Origin of the sequence: Actinomadura rubteroloni (assembly GCF_002911665.1) — a bacterium.
GTDB classification, from domain to species: domain Bacteria; phylum Actinomycetota; class Actinomycetes; order Streptosporangiales; family Streptosporangiaceae; genus Spirillospora; species Spirillospora rubteroloni.
In genome coordinates, this window is the sequence record NZ_MTBP01000002.1 from 1,134,541 (window position 1) to 1,151,363 (window position 16,823).

Annotated in this window: 15 protein-coding genes; 8 read left to right on the forward strand and 7 right to left on the reverse strand. The window is 75.8% G+C overall.

The features are described 5' to 3' along the window. Positions 1-125: 125 nt before the first annotated feature. From BTM25_RS16785 to BTM25_RS16800, 4 genes are all read left to right on the forward strand, one after another. Positions 126-1,337, forward strand: a complete 1,212-nt coding sequence (locus BTM25_RS16785; protein WP_103563812.1) for a cytochrome P450 — start codon at positions 126-128, stop codon at positions 1,335-1,337. Positions 1,338-1,579: 242 nt separating this feature from the next. Beyond that, positions 1,580-2,875: a glycosyltransferase family 4 protein gene (locus BTM25_RS16790; protein ID WP_103563813.1), complete on the forward strand. Its 1,296-nt coding sequence runs from the start codon at positions 1,580-1,582 to the stop codon at positions 2,873-2,875. A gap of 46 nt (positions 2,876-2,921) precedes the next feature. Further along, positions 2,922-3,683: a class I SAM-dependent methyltransferase gene (locus BTM25_RS16795; protein ID WP_207657003.1), complete on the forward strand. Its 762-nt coding sequence runs from the start codon at positions 2,922-2,924 to the stop codon at positions 3,681-3,683. After that, positions 3,673-4,788 carry a prenyltransferase gene (locus BTM25_RS16800; protein ID WP_103563814.1) on the forward strand — a complete coding sequence of 372 codons (1,116 nt, stop codon included), beginning with the start codon at positions 3,673-3,675 and terminating at the stop codon, positions 4,786-4,788. Before BTM25_RS16795 ends, BTM25_RS16800 begins: the two co-directional genes overlap by 11 nt. On the opposite strand, the gene BTM25_RS16805 is transcribed toward BTM25_RS16800, so the two are convergent. Beyond that, positions 4,785-5,465 carry a class I SAM-dependent methyltransferase gene (locus tag BTM25_RS16805; protein ID WP_103563815.1) on the reverse strand — a complete coding sequence of 227 codons (681 nt, stop codon included), beginning with the start codon at positions 5,463-5,465 and terminating at the stop codon, positions 4,785-4,787. The two genes, BTM25_RS16800 and BTM25_RS16805, sit on opposite strands and share 4 nt — an antisense overlap. A 107-nt stretch (positions 5,466-5,572) precedes the next feature. Between BTM25_RS16805 and BTM25_RS16810 the strand changes: the two genes are divergently transcribed. Both BTM25_RS16810 and BTM25_RS16815 read left to right on the forward strand, forming a co-directional pair. After that, positions 5,573-5,758, forward strand: a complete 186-nt coding sequence (locus tag BTM25_RS16810) for a ferredoxin (protein WP_407923391.1) — start codon at positions 5,573-5,575, stop codon at positions 5,756-5,758. Between the two features lie 114 nt (positions 5,759-5,872). Beyond that, positions 5,873-7,726: an endonuclease/exonuclease/phosphatase family protein gene (locus BTM25_RS16815; protein WP_235828445.1), complete on the forward strand. Its 1,854-nt coding sequence runs from the start codon at positions 5,873-5,875 to the stop codon at positions 7,724-7,726. Between the two features lie 137 nt (positions 7,727-7,863). Here BTM25_RS16815 and BTM25_RS16820 read toward each other — a convergent pair whose 3' ends face one another. Both BTM25_RS16820 and BTM25_RS16825 read right to left on the reverse strand, forming a co-directional pair. Further along, the gene (locus BTM25_RS16820; protein WP_103563817.1) at positions 7,864-10,245 is read right to left on the reverse strand and encodes a hypothetical protein; all 2,382 of its coding nucleotides are present in this window, start codon (positions 10,243-10,245) and stop codon (positions 7,864-7,866) included. Positions 10,246-10,377: 132 nt separating this feature from the next. Then, a complete protein-coding gene (locus tag BTM25_RS16825; protein ID WP_103563818.1) occupies positions 10,378-10,941 on the reverse strand; it encodes a DUF1707 SHOCT-like domain-containing protein in 564 nt (187 codons plus the stop codon). A 143-nt stretch (positions 10,942-11,084) separates the two neighbouring features. Here BTM25_RS16825 and BTM25_RS30710 point away from each other — a divergent pair, with 143 nt between their 5' ends. Beyond that, positions 11,085-11,756, forward strand: a complete 672-nt coding sequence (locus BTM25_RS30710; protein ID WP_103563819.1) for a cupin domain-containing protein — start codon at positions 11,085-11,087, stop codon at positions 11,754-11,756. Between the two features lie 48 nt (positions 11,757-11,804). Here BTM25_RS30710 and BTM25_RS16835 read toward each other — a convergent pair whose 3' ends face one another. From BTM25_RS16835 to BTM25_RS16850, 4 genes are read right to left on the reverse strand one after another with little or no spacing between them, the layout of a single operon-like run. After that, complete coding sequence (locus BTM25_RS16835) at positions 11,805-12,410, reverse strand: GTP-binding protein (protein ID WP_103563820.1); 606 nt, start codon at positions 12,408-12,410, stop codon at positions 11,805-11,807. Beyond that, entirely contained in the window at positions 12,391-12,801 is a 411-nt protein-coding gene (locus tag BTM25_RS16840) for a DUF742 domain-containing protein (protein WP_103563821.1), read from the reverse strand. The genes BTM25_RS16835 and BTM25_RS16840 overlap by 20 nt, the downstream gene beginning before the upstream one ends. A gap of 1 nt (position 12,802) precedes the next feature. Next, a complete protein-coding gene (locus tag BTM25_RS16845; RefSeq protein WP_103563822.1) occupies positions 12,803-13,234 on the reverse strand; it encodes a roadblock/LC7 domain-containing protein in 432 nt (143 codons plus the stop codon). Continuing rightward, a complete protein-coding gene (locus BTM25_RS16850) occupies positions 13,231-15,657 on the reverse strand; it encodes a sensor histidine kinase (protein ID WP_103563823.1) in 2,427 nt (808 codons plus the stop codon). Before BTM25_RS16850 ends, BTM25_RS16845 begins: the two co-directional genes overlap by 4 nt. 279 nt (positions 15,658-15,936) lie before the next feature. On the opposite strand from BTM25_RS16850, the gene BTM25_RS16855 reads away from it, so the two are divergent. Next, positions 15,937-16,785 carry a hypothetical protein gene (locus BTM25_RS16855; protein WP_103563824.1) on the forward strand — a complete coding sequence of 283 codons (849 nt, stop codon included), beginning with the start codon at positions 15,937-15,939 and terminating at the stop codon, positions 16,783-16,785. Positions 16,786-16,823: the final 38 nt, after the last annotated feature.

Consider the following 16,823-nt stretch of genomic DNA (forward strand, 5'->3'; position numbering starts at 1 on the left):
CGCCTCCGCCGAACAGTAGCGCCCGTCCGCCCGGTTCGCCGGATCTGTCCCGCACGGGACGAAGGGGTGGATCCACGGCGAAACCACCGACTAGACTCGCGTCTCATTCCGGGAGGGAGTCGTCCATGACCGAGTCCGCCGACATCCCGCGCGACTTCGACTTCGCCGCCGCCGACCTGCTGGCCGAACGGGTCCCGCTCGCCGAGTTCGCGGCGCTGCGCGCGTCCGGACGTCCCTGGTGGAACCCTCAGCCGCGCGGCACGACCGGCTTCGACGACGACGGCTTCTGGGTCGTCAGCAAGCACGCCCATATCCGCGCGATCAGCCGCGACCACGAGTTGTTCTCCGCGAACGCCAACGGCGTCGTCGTCCGGTTCAACGGCGTCGACCCCGACGAGCTGGCGCTCCAGCGCGAGGCCCTGCTGCTGAACCTCGATCCGCCCAAGCACACCAAGCTGCGCCGGATCGTCGCGCGCGGCTTCACGCCCCGCGTCATCGACGGGCTGCGCGGCGCCCTGGCCGAGCGCGCCGACCGGATCGTCGATGCCGCGCGGGCGAAAAGCGGCGGCGACTTCGTCTCCGAGGTGGCCGCCGAGCTGCCGCTCCAGGCGATCGCCGACCTGCTCGGCGTCCCGCAGGACGACCGGGGACGGCTGCGCGACTGGTCCGACCGGATGCTCGGCGAGGAGGACCCGGCCGTGCCCGCCGCCGAGCTGGTCGGCTACGCGATGGGCCTGGCCGAGCGGCGGCGGGCCTGCCCGGCGCACGACATCGTGACCCGGCTCGTCCAGGCGGACGTGGACGGACGCGGCCTCACCGACGACGAGTTCGGCTACTTCATGATCCTGCTGGCCGTCGCGGGCAACGAGACGACCCGCAACGCGATCACCCACGGCATGATCGCCTTCCTGGAGAACCCGGACCAGTGGGAGCTGTTCAAGGCCGAGCGCCCCGCCACGACGGCCGACGAGATCATCCGCTGGGCCACGCCCGTCACCGCCTTCCAGCGGACGGCCACCGAGGACACCGAGCTGGGCGGCGTCCCGATCCGCGCGGGCGACCGCCTCGCGCTCTACTACAGCTCCGCGAACTTCGACGAGGACGTCTTCGAGGCTCCCGAAACGTTCGACATCACGCGCGACCCGAACCCCCACCTGGCCTTCGGCGGCACCGGCGCCCACTACTGCCTGGGCGCCCACCTCGCCCGGCTGGAGGTCGCGCTGATCTTCGAGGCCGTCGCCGACCGCATGCCCGGCATCCGCGCCGCCGGACGCCCCGAACGGCTGCGCTCGGCGTGGGTCAACGGCATCCGGACGTTCCCCGTCGCGTACGCGTGAATCGGACGATGTGACGTTCGTCCCGTACTCGGAACTAACGTAGTTGACGGAAAGCGACTGATTCCGGTCTCCCGGGCCGCCCGGGTTGCGTCCGGCCTTCCAAACACTCTTAGACACCCTGCCCAATACGGGGTCGCCGGGTACCGTAAGGTCTGATTTCGACATCCACTCGCGGGGACTCCGGTGCGGACGCGCAGGGCGGCCACGCGACGGACGGGAGTGACTCGTGACAAGGGGCTTGCGTGGCTGAGGCAGTTGAGCCGTCGGATCGTCCACTGCGCGTGGCCCTGCTCTCCTACCGGAGCAAGCCGCACTGCGGCGGCCAGGGCGTGTACGTGCGGCACCTGAGCCGCGAACTGGTCGATCTCGGGCACCGCGTCGAGGTGTTCTCCGGGCAGCCGTACCCGGACCTCGACCGCGACGAGATCACCCTGACGAAGGTCCCGTCGCTGGACCTCTACCGCGACGACGACCCGTTCCGGACCCCGGCGCGCGAGGAGTTCCGCGACTGGATCGACGTCCTGGAGTTCGCCCACATGAAGTCGGGCGGCTTCCCCGAGCCGCTGACGTTCAGCCTCCGCGTGCTGCGCGAGCTGCGCCGGCGGCGGCGCGACTTCGACGTCGTCCACGACAACCAGGTCCTCGGCTGGGGCAACCTCGCCATCCCCCGGACCGGCCTGCCGATGGTCACGAGCATCCACCACCCGATCAGCGTGGACCGGCGCATCGAGCTGGAGGCCGCAGAGAACGGCCTCGCCCGGTTCGGCAAGCGCCGCTTCTACAGCTTCGTCGGGATGCAGGCGCGGGTCGCGCGGCGCGTCGGCCCGGTGCTGACGGTGTCCGGCTCGTCCAAGTTCGACATCGTCCGCGACTTCCGCGTGGACCCGTCCGACATCGAAATCCTTCCGCTCGGCGTGGACACGTCCGTCTTCCATCCGCGCGGCGAGCGCGTCCCGGGCCGGATCGTGGCGATGGCGAGCGCCGACGCCCCGATCAAGGGCGTGGACGTCCTGCTGCGCGCCGTCGCCAAGGTCGCCACCGAGCGTGACGTTCATCTCGTCGTCGTCAGCCGGCCCCGCGAGGACGGCCCGACCGAGCGCCTCGTCCGCGAGCTGGCCCTCGGCGATCGGGTACGGTTCGTGAGCGGCATCAGCGACGATGAGCTGGGCGAGCTGCTCGCCTCCGCGGAGATCGCGGTGGTCCCCTCCCGGTACGAGGGCTTCTCGCTCCCCGCCGTCGAGCACATGGCGTCCGGGACTCCGCTGGTCGCGAGCCGGGCGGGCGCGCTGCCCGAGGTCGTCGGCGACGCGGCGCCGCTGGTCGAGCCCGGCGACGTCGAGGAGCTGGCGGCGGTCCTGCTGCGGCTGCACGACTCCCCCGCCGAGCGGGAGCGGGTCGGCGCGGCGGGCCTGGAGCGCGTCCTGGAACGCTACGCCTGGCGCGCCGTGGCGCAGGCCACCGTCGACCACTACCGCGCCGCGATCGAGCGGCGGGACTACCTGCGGCGGGCCGCGGCCGGGCGCACGTCCGCGCGTTGAGATGGAGGGGCCGCCCCGGCGGCCCCCGTACGGAAGGAGCACGACCCTGCTGACCGTGGATTTCCAGCGGTTCCGCGTGGCACCCGGCGAACGCGTCCTGGACATGGGCTGCGGCGCCGGACGGCACGCGTTCGAGCTGTACCGCAGGGGTGCCGACGTGGTCGCCTTCGACCTCGACCCCGGGGAGCTGGACGGCGTCGAGAAGATGTTCGGCGCGATGCGGCTGGAGGGCGAGGTGCCCGCCGGGGCCGCCGCGACGACCGTCCAGGGCGACGCCCTGGACCTGCCGTTCCCCGACGACCACTTCGACAAGATCATCGCGTCCGAGGTGCTGGAGCACATCCCCGACGACATGCGGGCGATGCGCGAGCTGCTGCGCGTCCTCAAGCCGGGCGGGCGCCTCGCGGTGACGGTGCCGAGCTGGCTGCCCGAGCGGCTGTGCTGGGCGCTGTCGGAGGACTACCACACCGCCCCCGGCGGGCACGTCCGCATCTACACGCGGGCGGAGCTGGAGGCCAAGCTGAAGTCCCTCGGGTTCCGGGTCGGGGGGCACCACCACGCCCACGGCCTGCACGCGCCCTACTGGTGGATCAAGTGCGCGGTCGGCGTGAACAACGACGGGCACCCGCTGGCGAAGGCCTACCACCAGGTGCTCGTCTGGGACATCATGAAGCGCCCGCTGGCGACCCGCCTCGCCGAGCGCGCCCTGAACCCGGTGATCGGCAAGAGCGTCGTCGTGTACTTCACCAAGCCGGCGAACCCCGAGCGTCCCGCCGAGGCGGACAGGGAGATCGCGGATGCGGTCTGAGGCCGCGTCCACGCCGCCGTCCGTCCCCGGAGTGCTGACCGCCGACGACGTCGTCGCGACGGCGCGCAGCATCGTCGCCCAGCAGGAGCCGTCCGGCGCGATCCCGTGGTTCACCCCCACCGGGGGCATCGCGGGGCACGTGGACGCCTGGAACCACGTCGAGGCCGCGATGGCGCTGACGGTGGCGGGGCTGCACGAGCCCGCCCGCCGCGCCTACACGTGGCTGGCGAGCGTCCAGCGCCCGGACGGGTCCTGGCCCGCCAAGTGGGTGCTGGGCGAGGTCACCGAGCCGGGCGGCGAGTCCAACCAGGCCGCCTACGTCGCGGTCGGGACGTGGCACGAGCTGGAGATGACGGGCGACGAGGAGTTCGCCAAGGCGATGTGGCCGACCGTCCGGCGGGCGGTCGAGTACACGCTGGAACTCCAGACCCGGCGCGGCGAGATCCTGTGGATCCGGCACGAGAACGGCGTCGCGGCCGACGAGGCGCTGCTGACCGGCTGCTCGTCGATCTACCAGTCGCTGCGCTGCGCGGTCGCGCTCGGCGAGCGGCTCGGCGAGCCCCGGCCGGAGTGGGAGCTGGCCGCCGACCAGCTCGGGCACGTCGTCGCGGCCCACCCGGAGGCGTTCTCCGACAAGAGCCGCTGGTCGATGGACTGGTACTACCCGGTGCTCGGCGGCCCGGTGCGCGGCCCCGACGCCCGCGCGCGGCTCGCCGACGGCTGGGACACCTTCGTCGTGCCGGGCCTCGGCTGCCGCTGCGTGTCCGACCAGCCGTGGGTGACGGCGGCGGAGAGCTGCGAGCTGGTGATGGCTTTGGACGCGGCGGGCGACCGCGACCGGGCGCTGCGGCTGTTCACCGAGATCCAGCACCTGCGGCACGAGGACGGCTCGTACTGGACGGGCTGGCAGTTCGCCAACCAGCGGCACTTCCCCGGGGACCGCTCCACGTACACGGCGGCGGCGGTGATCCTGGCGGCCGACGTCCTCGCCGACGCCTCGCCGGGCGCGCGGCTGTTCAAGGAGATCGCGGGACGGCGGCTCGGCCCGTCCGCCCCCGCCGACCCCGACGCCTGCGGCTGCGCGTTGGCCCCCGTCCGCCGCTAGCGGACGTCGGCGGTGGAGACCCGCTCCAGGATCCGCAGGGATCCTTGGACGCGGCGTTCCTCGAACGCCCCGCCGGCCAGCGCCCGCTCGTAGACGTGGAAGGGCGCCTGCCCGCCGTCGGCCGGGTCGGGGAACACGTCGTGGATCGCGAGGGCGCCGCCGACCGCGACGTGCGGCGCCCAGGCGGTGTAGTCGCCCTGCGCCCACTCCTCGGCGTGGCCGCCGTCGATGAACAGCAGCGCGAGCGGCGTGCGCCAGAACCGCGCGACGGTCGCGGACGCGCCGACGATCGCGACGACCTCGTCCTCCAGCCCGGCGTTGCCGATCGTCCGGCGGAAGGTCGGGAGGGTGTCCATCCGGCCCGTCAGCGGGTCCACCAGGGACGGGTCGTGGTGCTCCCAGCCCGCCTGGTTCTCCTCCGAGCCGTGGTGGTGGTCCACGGTGACGACGGTGGAGCCGAGCACCCGCGCCGCCGCGCCGAGGTAGATCGCCGACTTGCCGCAGTAGCTGCCGACCTCCAGCAGCGGCCCGGCGACGCGCGCGCCGTACTCCAGCGCGGCGGCGTGCAGGGCGCGGCCCTCGTCGTCGGGCATGAACCCCTTGGCCGCCCGCGCCGCGCGCAGCAGATCGGCGGGAATCTCGGCGGCCGGGGGCGCGGACGCGGTGCTCTCAGTCATCGGACCTCCGGACGGGAACTCTAGCCGACCCGGTTCGTCCCGCTTTCGCCTGCGCCCCCCTTATCCTGCGTGGCACGTCCCGAGCGAGGGGAGGCCGGCCGGTGCGGGTGAGCGTCGATCCACTGGCGTGCGAGGCGAACGGCGTCTGCGCGGGCATCGCGCCGGACGTCTTCGATCTGGACGAGAACGACGAGCTGGTGATCCTGCGGCCCGAGGTCCCGGCGGCGGACGCCGACCGGGTGCGGCACGCCGTCCGGTCCTGCCCGAAGGCCGCGCTGCGCGCCGAGGATTAGCCGGAATGTTGCGCCGCTGAGCGCGCGCGCCGGTTTTCCCTGCGCCGCGCGCGATGCGGGGCGGCGGCGTCCGTGCTGGAATGGACGCCCCTACGAAGTGATCATGGAGGCGGGGTGGAGCGTCCACGCGGACGGCGGCTGGTGGCGGCGGCTCTCGTCGCGGGGCTGCCCGCGGCGCTCGTGCCGGGCGGGCCCGCCGACGCGGCGGCCCCGCAGGTCCGGATCCACGACGTCCAGGGCGGCCGGGCGGTGTCGCCGCTGGACGGCCGGACGGTCCAGGCCGTGCCGGGCGTCGTGACGGCCGTCGTGCCGAACGGCTTCTGGATGCAGGACGAGCACCCGGACCGCAGCGAGGCGACGTCCGAGGGCGTGTTCGTCCACACCGTCACCCCGCCGCGCGCGACCGTCGGCGACGCGGTGCGGGTGACCGGGCGGGCCGGCGAGTACCGTCCGGGCGGCCCGGCGTCGGCGAACCTGTCGCGGACCCAGATCGAGGCGGCGGCCGTCACGGTGGAGCGGCACGGCGTGCCGCTGCCGCCGCCGGTCGTCGTCGGTCCCGGCGGCCGTCGGCCGCCCGCCGCGCTCTACCGGGGCCCGGCCCGCGCCGCCGAGGGAACGGCGCGGCTCGACCCGCGCCGCGACGCCCTGGACTTCTACGAGGCGCTGGAAGGGATGCGGGTCCGCATCAAGGACGCGGTCGCGGTCGGCCCGTCGCGCGGCGGCGAGGTGCCGGTGCTGCCCGCGAACGGCCGGGGCGTCCCGGGCCGGACGGCGCGCGGCGGCGTGCGCAGCGAGACCGGCCCCTCCCCCGCCCGGATCGTCCTGGACGACGCGCTCGCCCCGCTGCCCTCGCTGGACGTCGGGGACCGGCTGCCCGGCGCGTCCGACGGCGTCCTGGACTACGGCTTCGGCGACTACACGCTGCTGCTCACCGCGACGCCGCCGCGCGTGGCCGCCGAGCCGTCCCGCGAGACGACCCGCGTCCAGCGCGCCGGGGAGCTGGCGGTCGCGACGCTCGCGCTGGACGGCGTCAACCCCGACACCCCCGCCGACCGGCTCGTCGCGCTCGCCGCCGACATCGTCCACGGCCTGAACGCGCCCGACCTCATCACCGTCTCGGGCCTCCAGGACAACACCGGCCCCGACGACGACGGCACGACCGCCGCCGACCAGTCCGTCGCCGAGCTGATCAACGCGATCAGCGCGCTCGGCGGGCCCGCCTACGACTGGCGGTCGGTCGATCCGCGCGACAACGCCGACGGCGGGCGGCCCGGCGAGAACGCGCGCCTCGGGTTCCTGTTCCGGACGGACCGGGGGCTCGCGTTCACCGACCGTCCGGCCGGGCCGTCCGCCGGGACGCTCGGGGACGGGCCCGGCGAGCTGCCGCGCACGCCCGTCCGGGTCGTCGCGGCCGGGAAGGGCGTGCGGCTGTCGCGCAGCCCGGGCCGCGTCGACCCCGCCGACCCGGCGTGGAACGGCACCCGCAAGCCGCTCGCCGGGGAGATGACCTGGCGCGGGCGGCAGATCATCGTGGTGACGACGCAGTGGTACCCGACGACGTCCGACGACCAGCCCTGGTACGGGCGCCGCCAGCCGCCCGCGCGGCCGTCGGCGTGGCGGCGGGACGCGCAGGCCAAGGTCATCGCGGGGTTCGTCCGGTCGGTGCGGCGCGCGGACTCCGACGCGGCCGTGATCGTCACCGGGGACCTCAACGAGCCGTCGTCGGGCGGCGCGGTGCGGACGCTCGTCCGCGAGGGGGGGCTGACCGACACGGCCGCCCGGATTCCGCTGAAGCGGCGGTACACCTCGGTGGGCGGGGGCATCGCGCGCCAGCTCGACCACATTCTCGTCAGCCCGGCGCTCGTCCGGCGCGTGACCGGCGCGGACGTCGTCCACCGCGTGGCGGAGTTCGCCGAGAGCGACGGGGAGCGGGATCCCTCACTCGTCCGGATCGACCTCGGTGAGTGAGGGCCGCCTTACCGCGGCAGTCATAGACGCTTCGGACAAACCGGGGCTAATTTCCCACTCATGAGCAAAGGTGCATGCAGTTGCGGACACGCCAGCGGTTGTTCCTGCCCGAAGGGATGCGGCTGCCGCTGTAACGGCTAGCGGGACGGGAGCGGCGCGCGCCACAGGAAGGGCACGTCCCCCCGGTGGCCCGCCGCGCTCCCGACGGCGACCAGGTCGCGGCCGACGACCGTCAGCGCGGTGACCGTCCCTTCGCCCTTCGCCGCGACCCGTCGCCAGGCCGTGCCGTCCCGCGACACGAGCACCGTGAGCCGTCCGCCGGAGGTCCCGGCGAGCGCGAAGCCGTGCGGGGTCACCGCGGCCGTGGCGCCCGGCTCGGGGCGGATCTCGGCCGTCCAGTGGGCGCCGCCGTCCGCCGAGGTCGCGACGAACCCGGCCGGACCGGCCGCCGTCGCGCCCCGGCCCACCGCCACCAGCCTGTCGCCCGCCGCGACGACCTGCGCGAACGACCCGGTGACCAGGCCCGGCGGAAGCGGCGGCGGGGTGCCCTCGGTCCAGGTCAGGCCGTCGGGGGACGTCCACAGCAGCGGCGCGTCCCGGCCCGCCGTGCGCCGGCCGCCGACCGCGACGTAGCCGGACGCGGTCGCCGCGACCCCGGCCAGCCACGTGCCCTTCGCCGTGCCCTTGGGCGCTACGCCGCCCTTCCAGCTCACGAGATCGGCCGTGCGCCACGCGGCGGCCGTGCCGTACCCGGTGCCGACGGCCACATAGCCCGCCGGGCCGTACGCGACGGCCGCGACGCGCGCGTCGGTGGCCGTCTTGGTGCGCCACGCGGCCGCGTCCCCGGACGTCAGCAGGACCGAGTCGGTGGGACGGGCGTCATCGCGGCCCGCGACCAGCCATCCGGCGGGGCCGTGCACGACGGCGGTCAGCTCGGTCGCCGCCGCGTCCGGCCGCGCCGCGCCGGTCCACGCGCGGGTCCAGCGGACGCCGTCGGCCGACGTCCACAGCGCCGCCGCGCCGTTCGTCCCGCCGACCGCGACGACGCGGCCGGGGGCGGCGGCGAGCGCGGCCACGTCCCGGCGGACCCCGATCGCGCCCGGCACGGCCCGCAGGTCCACCGGGGCGCCGACCGCGAGGTAGGGGTCGTCGGCGGCGCGTCCGGCGAGGACGGGCACGCCGCCCGCCGTCACGCCGAGGCCCGCGACGGCCGGAGCGGTCCCGGGGACGGCGGACGGGCTCCAGGTGCGTCCGTCGGTGCTGCGCAGCGCGGTGAGCACGCCCTTGGCGCGGACGACGGCCGCGAGCCCGCCCGCCGCGCCGCCGAAGCGCTCGACGCGTTCCAGGCCGTCCACGCCGAGCCGTCCGGCCGGGGCCCAGCGGGCGCCGTCGGGGGCGGCGAACACGACGCCGTCGGCGACCGTCCTGCGGTGCTTCTTCGATCCGGTCGCGCGGCGGGCGTCGCGGACGGCGTAGAACCCGCCCGGCCCCGCCGTCAGCCCGCGCACCGGCCCGGTGGAGCCGTCGGCCTGCGGGACGGTCACGGGCGTCCAGGACCGTCCGGCGTCGGTGGAGCGCCACAGGCCGTCGGCGGTCGTGCGGACGGGGCGCTTCTTTCCCCGCTTCCGGACGGTCGCGACCGCCGTGCCGTGCGCGACGAGCGTCGTCCCGGACGCGGCGACGGCGTCGAGGGCCGTCGCCGGGGGCGCCGCGGCGTGCTGCCACGTCCGGCCGTCGGGCGACGTCCACACGACCGCGCGGGCGCCGTCCGTGCCGACCGCCGCGAAGCCCTGCGCGGTGCGGGCGAGGGCGGACACGCGTCCGCCCGGCCCGGAGCCGCGCAGCGTCCAGGTGCGGGCGTCGGGGCTCGTCCACAGGGTGGTGCCGTCGGCGCCGAGCGCGGCCCACGCGCCGGGCGCCCCGGCGAGCAGGGCGGGCGCGGGCCCGCGCGGGGACTCCGCGCCGTCGGGGGTGCGGACGTCGGCGAGCGTCCAGGTCCGTCCGGCGTCGCGGGAGACGAGGAACTCGGCGCGGGCGGCCTGCGCCCCCGGGGCGGTCTCGGCGCCCGCGACGACGATCACCTGGCCCGCGACCGCGACCGCCCGCAGGTCCTGGACGAGCCCGTCCGGGAGCGCCGCGTCGGCGGTGAAGAGGGCGTCCGCCGGGCGCGCGGCCGGGACGGGCGGGGCCTCGGGACCGCCGCGCGCGACCGCGTACGCCGCGCCGCCGGCCGCCAGCACGACGACCGCGACGGCGCCGGTGACGAGCCGTCCGCGCCGCGCGACGGGCTCGGGCGCCGGGGCCGGGGCCTTGGGCGCGGGGCGGGACGTCACGAGGGCCGGGCCGTCGTGCCAGCTGATGCCCGCGTCCTGCCAGGCGTCGTGGGAGCGGCGCCAGGGCGAGCGGGCGTCGTCGTCGGCGGGGACGTCCCCGAAGGCCAGGAGGCGCCGGACGTGCCGCGATCCCGGAGCGTCCGCGCCGACCCGGGCGGAGCCGTCCCGGGGGATCCTCGCTGCCACTCCCGCTCCTCCACCCGTCGGCCTGTGTTCCGGGGCACATTACTCCCGCACGGGCCGATCCCGCCGAACCCGGTTCAGGCGAGCTGTAGAGCGAACATCACCCCATAACTCGCCGGAAAGGTTCATATCACTTCAGGCGCGGGCGGCGTGATCCTTCACCGTGATCGACCCCTTGTAGCCGAGCCCCTTCACGCGCAGCACCGGGGCGCCGTCGCGGGCCGCCGCGCGCACGTCGGACGACACCCCGACGCCGTCCGCCTCCACCCGCACGCCCGGCGGCACGATCAGCTCCACGCCCGACTTGTAGGCGATGACGCGCAGCCGCGTGAGCGCCCCGGCGAACTCGGCGGACGTCAGGTCCAGCACGCCCGAGCCCTTGTAGACGACGACCGTCGCCCGCTCCGCCAGCGTCCACCGCCCGGTGCGGCTCAGCGCGCCCTTGTACGCGAGGTGGAGCCGCGCGCCGCGCCCCACCGGAGACGAACCCCGCGCGCCGGCGGGCGCGGCCGGCAGATCGGCCGAGACGACGCTCAGCTCGCCGTGCGTGCGGGAGGCGAGCGTCCGCTCGATGCGCTCGTCGAGTTCGCGCTCGTCCAGACGGCCTTCGGCGAACGCGGTGTGCAGCCGGACGAGAACGGCGTCGCGATCGCCGTCCGACGCGCGGGCGAGCGGGTCGGCGGGCGTGTCCAGGCTCATGATCTGTCCTCCGGGAGCGGGGATTGTGGCCTGTGGCTCTCCGGTCCATGCCGGGAAGTCGAGATGTATCGTAACTTGTCCGCCACAGGGCACGGCGGCCGTCAGGCCGGGTCCGGCCACGCGCCGCCCCTAGGCTGGGGACCGTGCTCCTGACGACGCTCGAAGCCTGGCGGACCGCCGCCGCATCCCGTCTCCCGCTCGCCGGCGCCGTCTGGGCGCCGGACGAGCCCGCCGCCGCCCTGGAGGCCGCCGACGCGGCCTTCCCCTCGGGCCAGGTCGTCGCCGTCGACCTGGCGCCCGTCCCGACCGACACCGTGGACGTCGCCGCCCTGGACGGCACCGTGCTGCGCTACCTGCGGCGCGCCCCGGACGGACGCCACAGCGCCCTGCTGGACCGTCCGGCCACCGCCGCCGCCCTTGACCTGCTCCCCCACCCCGAGGGCGGCTGGTTCCGCGAGACCTGGCGGACGGCGCCCCGCTTCACCCCGTCCGGCTACCCCGGCGAACGCGCCGCGGCGACCGCCATCCACTTCCTGCTGCCCCCCGGCGAAGAGTCGATATGGCACGCCGTGCGCTCCGACGAGCTGTGGCTGTGGCACCACGGCGGCCCGCTGACGCTGCTGCTCGGCGGCACCGGAGACCGTCCCGGCACGCCGACGGCGCTCACCCTCGGCCCCGACCTCGCGGCCGGGCACGCGTTCCAGGGCCTCGTCCCCGCCGGGCACTGGCAGGCCGCACGGCCCGCCACCGCCGAAGAGGTCCTGGTGAGCTGCGTCGTCTCCCCCGGCTTCGACTTCGCCGACTTCCGCGCCTAGCCGGACGAGCCGTCCGGCGCGGGACTTCCCGCGCCGGACGGCCGACGGTCAGCGGCCCACGGCCTGGCGACCGCTCATGGAGCGCATGATGTGCTCGACGAGCGTGATGAGGACGTGCTTGGCCGACTCGCGGTCGCGCACGTCGCAGTCGATGACGGGGATGTCGGCGGGCAGGTCCAGCGCGTCCCGGACCTGGTCGGGCGTGTGCGCGCCCGCGCCGTCGAACCGGTTCACGCCGATGATGAACGGCACGCCGCGCCGCTCGAAGTAGTCCACCGAGGGGAAGCAGTCGGCGAGCCGCCGCGTGTCCACGAGGACGACCGCGCCGAGCGCGCCCTTGGCCAGCTCGTCCCACATGAACCAGAAGCGGTCCTGGCCGGGCGTGCCGAACACGAACAGCACGAGGCCGTTCGGGAGCGTGATGCGCCCGAAGTCCATCGCGACGGTCGTCGTGGTCTTCTGCGAGACCGCCGACGTGTCGTCGATCCCGATGCTCTTCTCGGTGAGCGCCTCGTCGGTGCGCAGCGGCCGGATCTCGCTGACCGCGCTCACCAGGGTCGTCTTGCCGACGCCGAAGCCGCCGGCGACCAGGATCTTCACGGTCAACGCGGAATCGCCCTGCCGGGGGCCTGGGTCAGAGCGCACGGATTCCATCGATCACTTCCTTGAGTACGCGCTCGCCGGGGAAGCGGGCCACCGGCGCGGGCCGCCGGACCTCGATCAGCGAGCGGTCGAGCAGGTCGCCGAGCAGGACCCGGACGACCCCGAGGGGGAGTTCCAGTTCCGACGCTATCTCGACCACCGACAGCGGAGTGCGGCAAAAGCCCAAGATCATCTCATGTTCGGGATCGGGAGACCAGATCGGCGGCGGCGCACCGGGCGGAACGGGACGAACCTCCGCCGCCTCGGTGTCCTCGCCGTCCCGGGTGACGATCAGCGCGACCATGTCGAAGACGTCCGCGTCGTACGTCGTCCGGCCGCCGGTGAGCGCGTACGGGCGCACCACCGGACCGGCGTCGTCATCGAACCAGGCGGAACCGGGCATGTCACGCGTCCGGGTCGGCGGTGCGGGGGTCGGCGGACAGATGGCGTCCGACGCGGGTGACGAGCATCGCCATCTCGTAGGCGATGAGGCCGAGGTCGGCGTCGGCGTCGGACAGGACCGCCAGGCACGCGCCGCGCCCGGCCGCCGTGACGAACAGGAACGCCGACTCCATCTCCACGATCGTCTGCCGCACCGCGCCGCCGCCGAACGCCTCCCCGGCGCCGCGCGCGAGGCTCTGGAAGCTCGCGGCGACCGCCGCGACGTGGTCGGACTGGGCGCGGTCCAGGCCGCTGGACGACGCGATGCGCAGCCCGTCGCTGGACAGCACCACCGCGTTCTGCACCTGGGCGACGCGCTGGACGAGGCTGTCGAGCAGCCAGTTCAGGTCGTCGGCGCCCGCGGTCTCGGGACCGGCCTGCTGGGCTTGTGTCATCGGGTCTCGTCCTCCTCGGGGTGGATCGGCTCGTCGGGGGCGGGACCGGGTTCGGACCGGCCGCGCTCCCAGCCGCGCTGCATGGCGGACAGCTTGGACCGCATCGCCTCGGGTGAGCGCGGCGGTTCCTGCGGGGGTGCCGCGTCGTCGGCGACGGGCGCGGCGAGCGGGACGGGCGCCTCGGCGACGGGCGCGCGGTGGCGGCCCGTCCCGGCGTCGCCCTGCGCGTCCAGGCGCTCGCGCAGGGCGGGCGCCAGGTTGGCCTGGCGGCGGCGGCGCGGCAGTCCCGCGTCCGTCGCCTCGTGGACGGCGGGCCGCTCGGCGACCGGCGCGGGCTCGGGCTCGGGTTCGGGCTCGTCCGCGACGGGCTCGGCGACGAGCCGCACGACGCCCTTCTCCGCCCGTTCGGCCGCGACCGCCATCGCCGGGCCGGGCGTGAGCGCCAGCGGCCCGGACCGCCGCGCGGCGGGCTCGGGCTCGGGCACCGCCACGAGCAGTTCGCCGGGGATGAGGGCGATGGCCGTGACGCCCCCGTACGCCGACGCCCGCAGCGTCACCCGGATCCCGTGCCGCCGCGCGAGCCGCGCGACGACGAACAGGCCGAGCTGGGCGCTGTCGGACGGGTCGAACTCCGGCGGGTCGGCGAGCCGCGCGTTGGCCGCCGCGATCGCGGCCTCCTCCATGCCGAGGCCGCGGTCCTCGATCTCGATCGCGCAGCCCTGCCCGACGCGGTGCCCGTCGATGACGACGGGCGAGCCGGGCGGCGAGAACGCGGTGGCGTTCTCCACGACCTCGGCGAGCAGGTGGACGACGTCGGCGACGGCCGTCCCGAGCAGCGCGACGCGCGGCAGCGGGCGCACCCGGACGCGCGGGTAGTCCTCGACCTCGGCGACGGCGCCGCGCACGACGTCCACCAGCGGGACGGGATGCCGCCAGCCGCGGCCCGCCGTCTTGCCCGCGAGGATGACCAGGCCCTCGGCGTGCCGCCGCATCCGGGTGGCGAGGTGGTCGAGCCGGAACAGGTCGGCCAGCTCGGCGGGGTCCTCGGTGCGGTGCTCCATGCGGTCGAGCAGGCTGAGCTGGTGGTGCAGCAGCGACTGGTTGCGGCGGGCGAGGTTGACGAACACCTCGCTGATCCCGCGCCGCGCCGCGATCTCGCCCGCGGCGGCGAGCAGCACCGCGTCGCGGGTGACGACGAACGCCGCCGCGATCCGCTCGATCTCGGTGATCGTGAAGTCGGGCGTCGACAGGTCGACGTCCTCGGGGTCCACGGTCTCCCCGGACCGGACGCGCGCCGACAGATCGGGCAGCTTGCGGTGGGCGAAGTCGACGACGGCGTCGGCGAGCGTCCGGCACTCGCGCAGCAGGCGCCGTCCGACCCGGTAGGCCAGCAGCGCGGACGCGATCACCGCGAGCAGGCCGAGCCCGCCCGCGATGGCGAGGCGCGCGAACGCGCCGACCGCGATGTCGGTCGCGCGCTTGGTCACGCCCGACAGCGTCGCGTTCTCGAACTCGTAGAGGCCGTGCTCGACCGCGTCGGCGGTGGACCACCACTGCCGGACCGTCAGCGGCTCGCGCGCCGCCGGGGTCCGCGCGGCCTTGCGCCCGCCGGCGGGCTGGACGGTCCGCGCGCCGCGCACGATCTCGTCCTCCCACAGCCGCAGCCGCGCGAACTCGGGGCCGGCGACGAGCCGTCCGTAGCGGGCGCGGTCGGGCCCCGGCAGGTTCGGGACGGCGTCGAGGTAGGTGTACCGCTGCGCGCCGACGAGCTGCGCGAAGTCGGCGCGTTCGGCGCCCGTCAGGCGCCCGGCGGCGAGCGCGCCGGTGAGCAGGGCGTCCTCGCGGGCCACGTACTCGTGGGCGCGGCCGATGGCGGTGAGGGCGCGGGCGTCGCTGGTGATGCGGCCGTCCGGGGCGACGACCGAGGAGTACACGCCGAACGCGGCGTCGATCATCCCGTCGTACTCGCGCAGGACGTCGGCGCGCACGGCGCGTCCGGTGTCCAGGTCGCGGCGGATGGCGCCGAGGGCGCCGAGGCCGCGCACCAGCGCGTCGATGTGGGAGAGCAGCGCGGGCCGGGACGCGGCGAGGTCGCGCAGGCCCGAGTCGTTCGCGCTGGTGCGGACCTTCTCGCGGACCTGGTCGGTCTCGCGGCGGCGGGCGGCCAGCTCGGCGTCCTCGGCGCGCGTCACGCGACCGGCGCCGGCCCGCCACATCGACAGCCGCCGCTCCCTCTGCAGCGCGGCGACGAGGCCCTGGGTGGGCAGCAGCGACTTCTGCTCGAACGTGCGGCTGCGCAGGAGCTGGTCGGCCTCGCCATAGGTGATCCCGGTCGCGAAGACCCACAGTCCGCCGAGCGCGAGCAGCGGCACGAGGGTCAGCAGGGTGATCCGCGCCCGGATCGAGGAGAGGCGCCCCTTCATCGCGGCTCGCGGGTCGGGCCGCCGGCCGGGGGCTGTGCGACGAAATGGCGCGACATGCGGGGGGATCCCTCCCGAGACGGGCGTGCGGGGATCTGCGGAGCCTACTACGTCGCCGTGAAGGCCCGGCGGAGCGCGCGGTCCCGCGAAGCGACGTCTTCCGCGATTTCTGCCGTACGCCGATAAATAACCCGGTTCTGACCGGGGTCGGGCGCGCCACACTTCGCGTCGGCGGAGCAGCGGAATCTCCGCGGCGGGCCGCGCGGCGTTACGATTCCCGCCGTGAGTCCCGAAAGCCAGGCATCCGAGGCACTTCCGTCGCGTCGCCGCCGCGCCCCGCGCGGCGGACGGCACCGCGGCGACGAATCCTTCCTGCTGCCCCCCGACTCCCCCGCCCTGGTCCTCGCGGTCCCCGGACCCGCGGACGGTCCCGGCGCGGCCATCGCCGCCGAGGTCGCCCGGCTGGTGGAGATCGAGCACACCGGCCAGCCCGCGCGCATCGGCCATCTGGCGGGCGACCGGGCGGCGCTCGGCCCGCTGCTGGCCGGGTTGACGCGGCACCGGCCGGACGAGCCGGCGGCGGTCGTCGTGCCGTTCGCCGCGCTGCCCGACCCGGGCGTCGCGGCGGCCGTCGGCGCCGCCGCGGCGGGCGCGCCGGTCCCGGTCGTGGCGGCCGATCCGCTCGGCCCGCATCCGCTGCTCGCCGAGGCGCTGCACGACCGGCTCGCCGACGCGGGCCTCGCCCGCGCCGACCGGATCCGCATGATGACGATGGTGACGGTCGCCGGCGGCGTGATCGTCGCCGCGCCGGGCGCCGGTCCGGACGCGGCGGCGCAGGCCGAGGTCACCGGCGTGCTGCTGGCGTCCCGGCTGGCCAGCCCGGTGTTCACGGCGCCGCTCGGCGACCCGGCCGCGCTGCGCGCCGCCGCCGACCGGCTCCGCGCGTCGGGTGCGGCCTCCGTGGCGATCGCGCCGCACCTCATCGGCCACGAACCGGAGCTGGCGCTGCTGGCCGAGGCCGCCGCCGCCCTCGGCGCCGGGCACTCCGCGCCGATCGGCGCGCACCCGGCGCTGGCCCGCCTCGCCGCGCTCCGCTACGTGGAGGCCCTGGCGGGGGCCCTCGCCACCTGATCCGCCCCGCACCGCCGTCCGGCCCCGGAACCGCCGTT

Excerpts from the sequence above, each read along its gene's own strand:
- BTM25_RS16785 (WP_103563812.1), top strand. The coding sequence starts at position 126 with ATGACCGAGTCCGCCGACATCCCGCGCGACTTCGACTTCGCCGCCGCC.
- BTM25_RS16825 (WP_103563818.1), bottom strand. The coding sequence starts at position 10,941 with ATGAGCCTGGACACGCCCGCCGACCCGCTCGCCCGCGCGTCGGACGGC.
- BTM25_RS16835 (WP_103563820.1), bottom strand. The coding sequence starts at position 12,410 with ATGGAATCCGTGCGCTCTGACCCAGGCCCCCGGCAGGGCGATTCCGCG.
- BTM25_RS16845 (WP_103563822.1), bottom strand. The coding sequence starts at position 13,234 with ATGACACAAGCCCAGCAGGCCGGTCCCGAGACCGCGGGCGCCGACGAC.
- BTM25_RS16840 (WP_103563821.1), bottom strand. The coding sequence starts at position 12,801 with ATGCCCGGTTCCGCCTGGTTCGATGACGACGCCGGTCCGGTGGTGCGC.
- BTM25_RS16800 (WP_103563814.1), top strand. The coding sequence starts at position 3,673 with ATGCGGTCTGAGGCCGCGTCCACGCCGCCGTCCGTCCCCGGAGTGCTG.
- BTM25_RS16850 (WP_103563823.1), bottom strand. The coding sequence starts at position 15,657 with ATGAAGGGGCGCCTCTCCTCGATCCGGGCGCGGATCACCCTGCTGACC.
- BTM25_RS16805 (WP_103563815.1), bottom strand. The coding sequence starts at position 5,465 with ATGACTGAGAGCACCGCGTCCGCGCCCCCGGCCGCCGAGATTCCCGCC.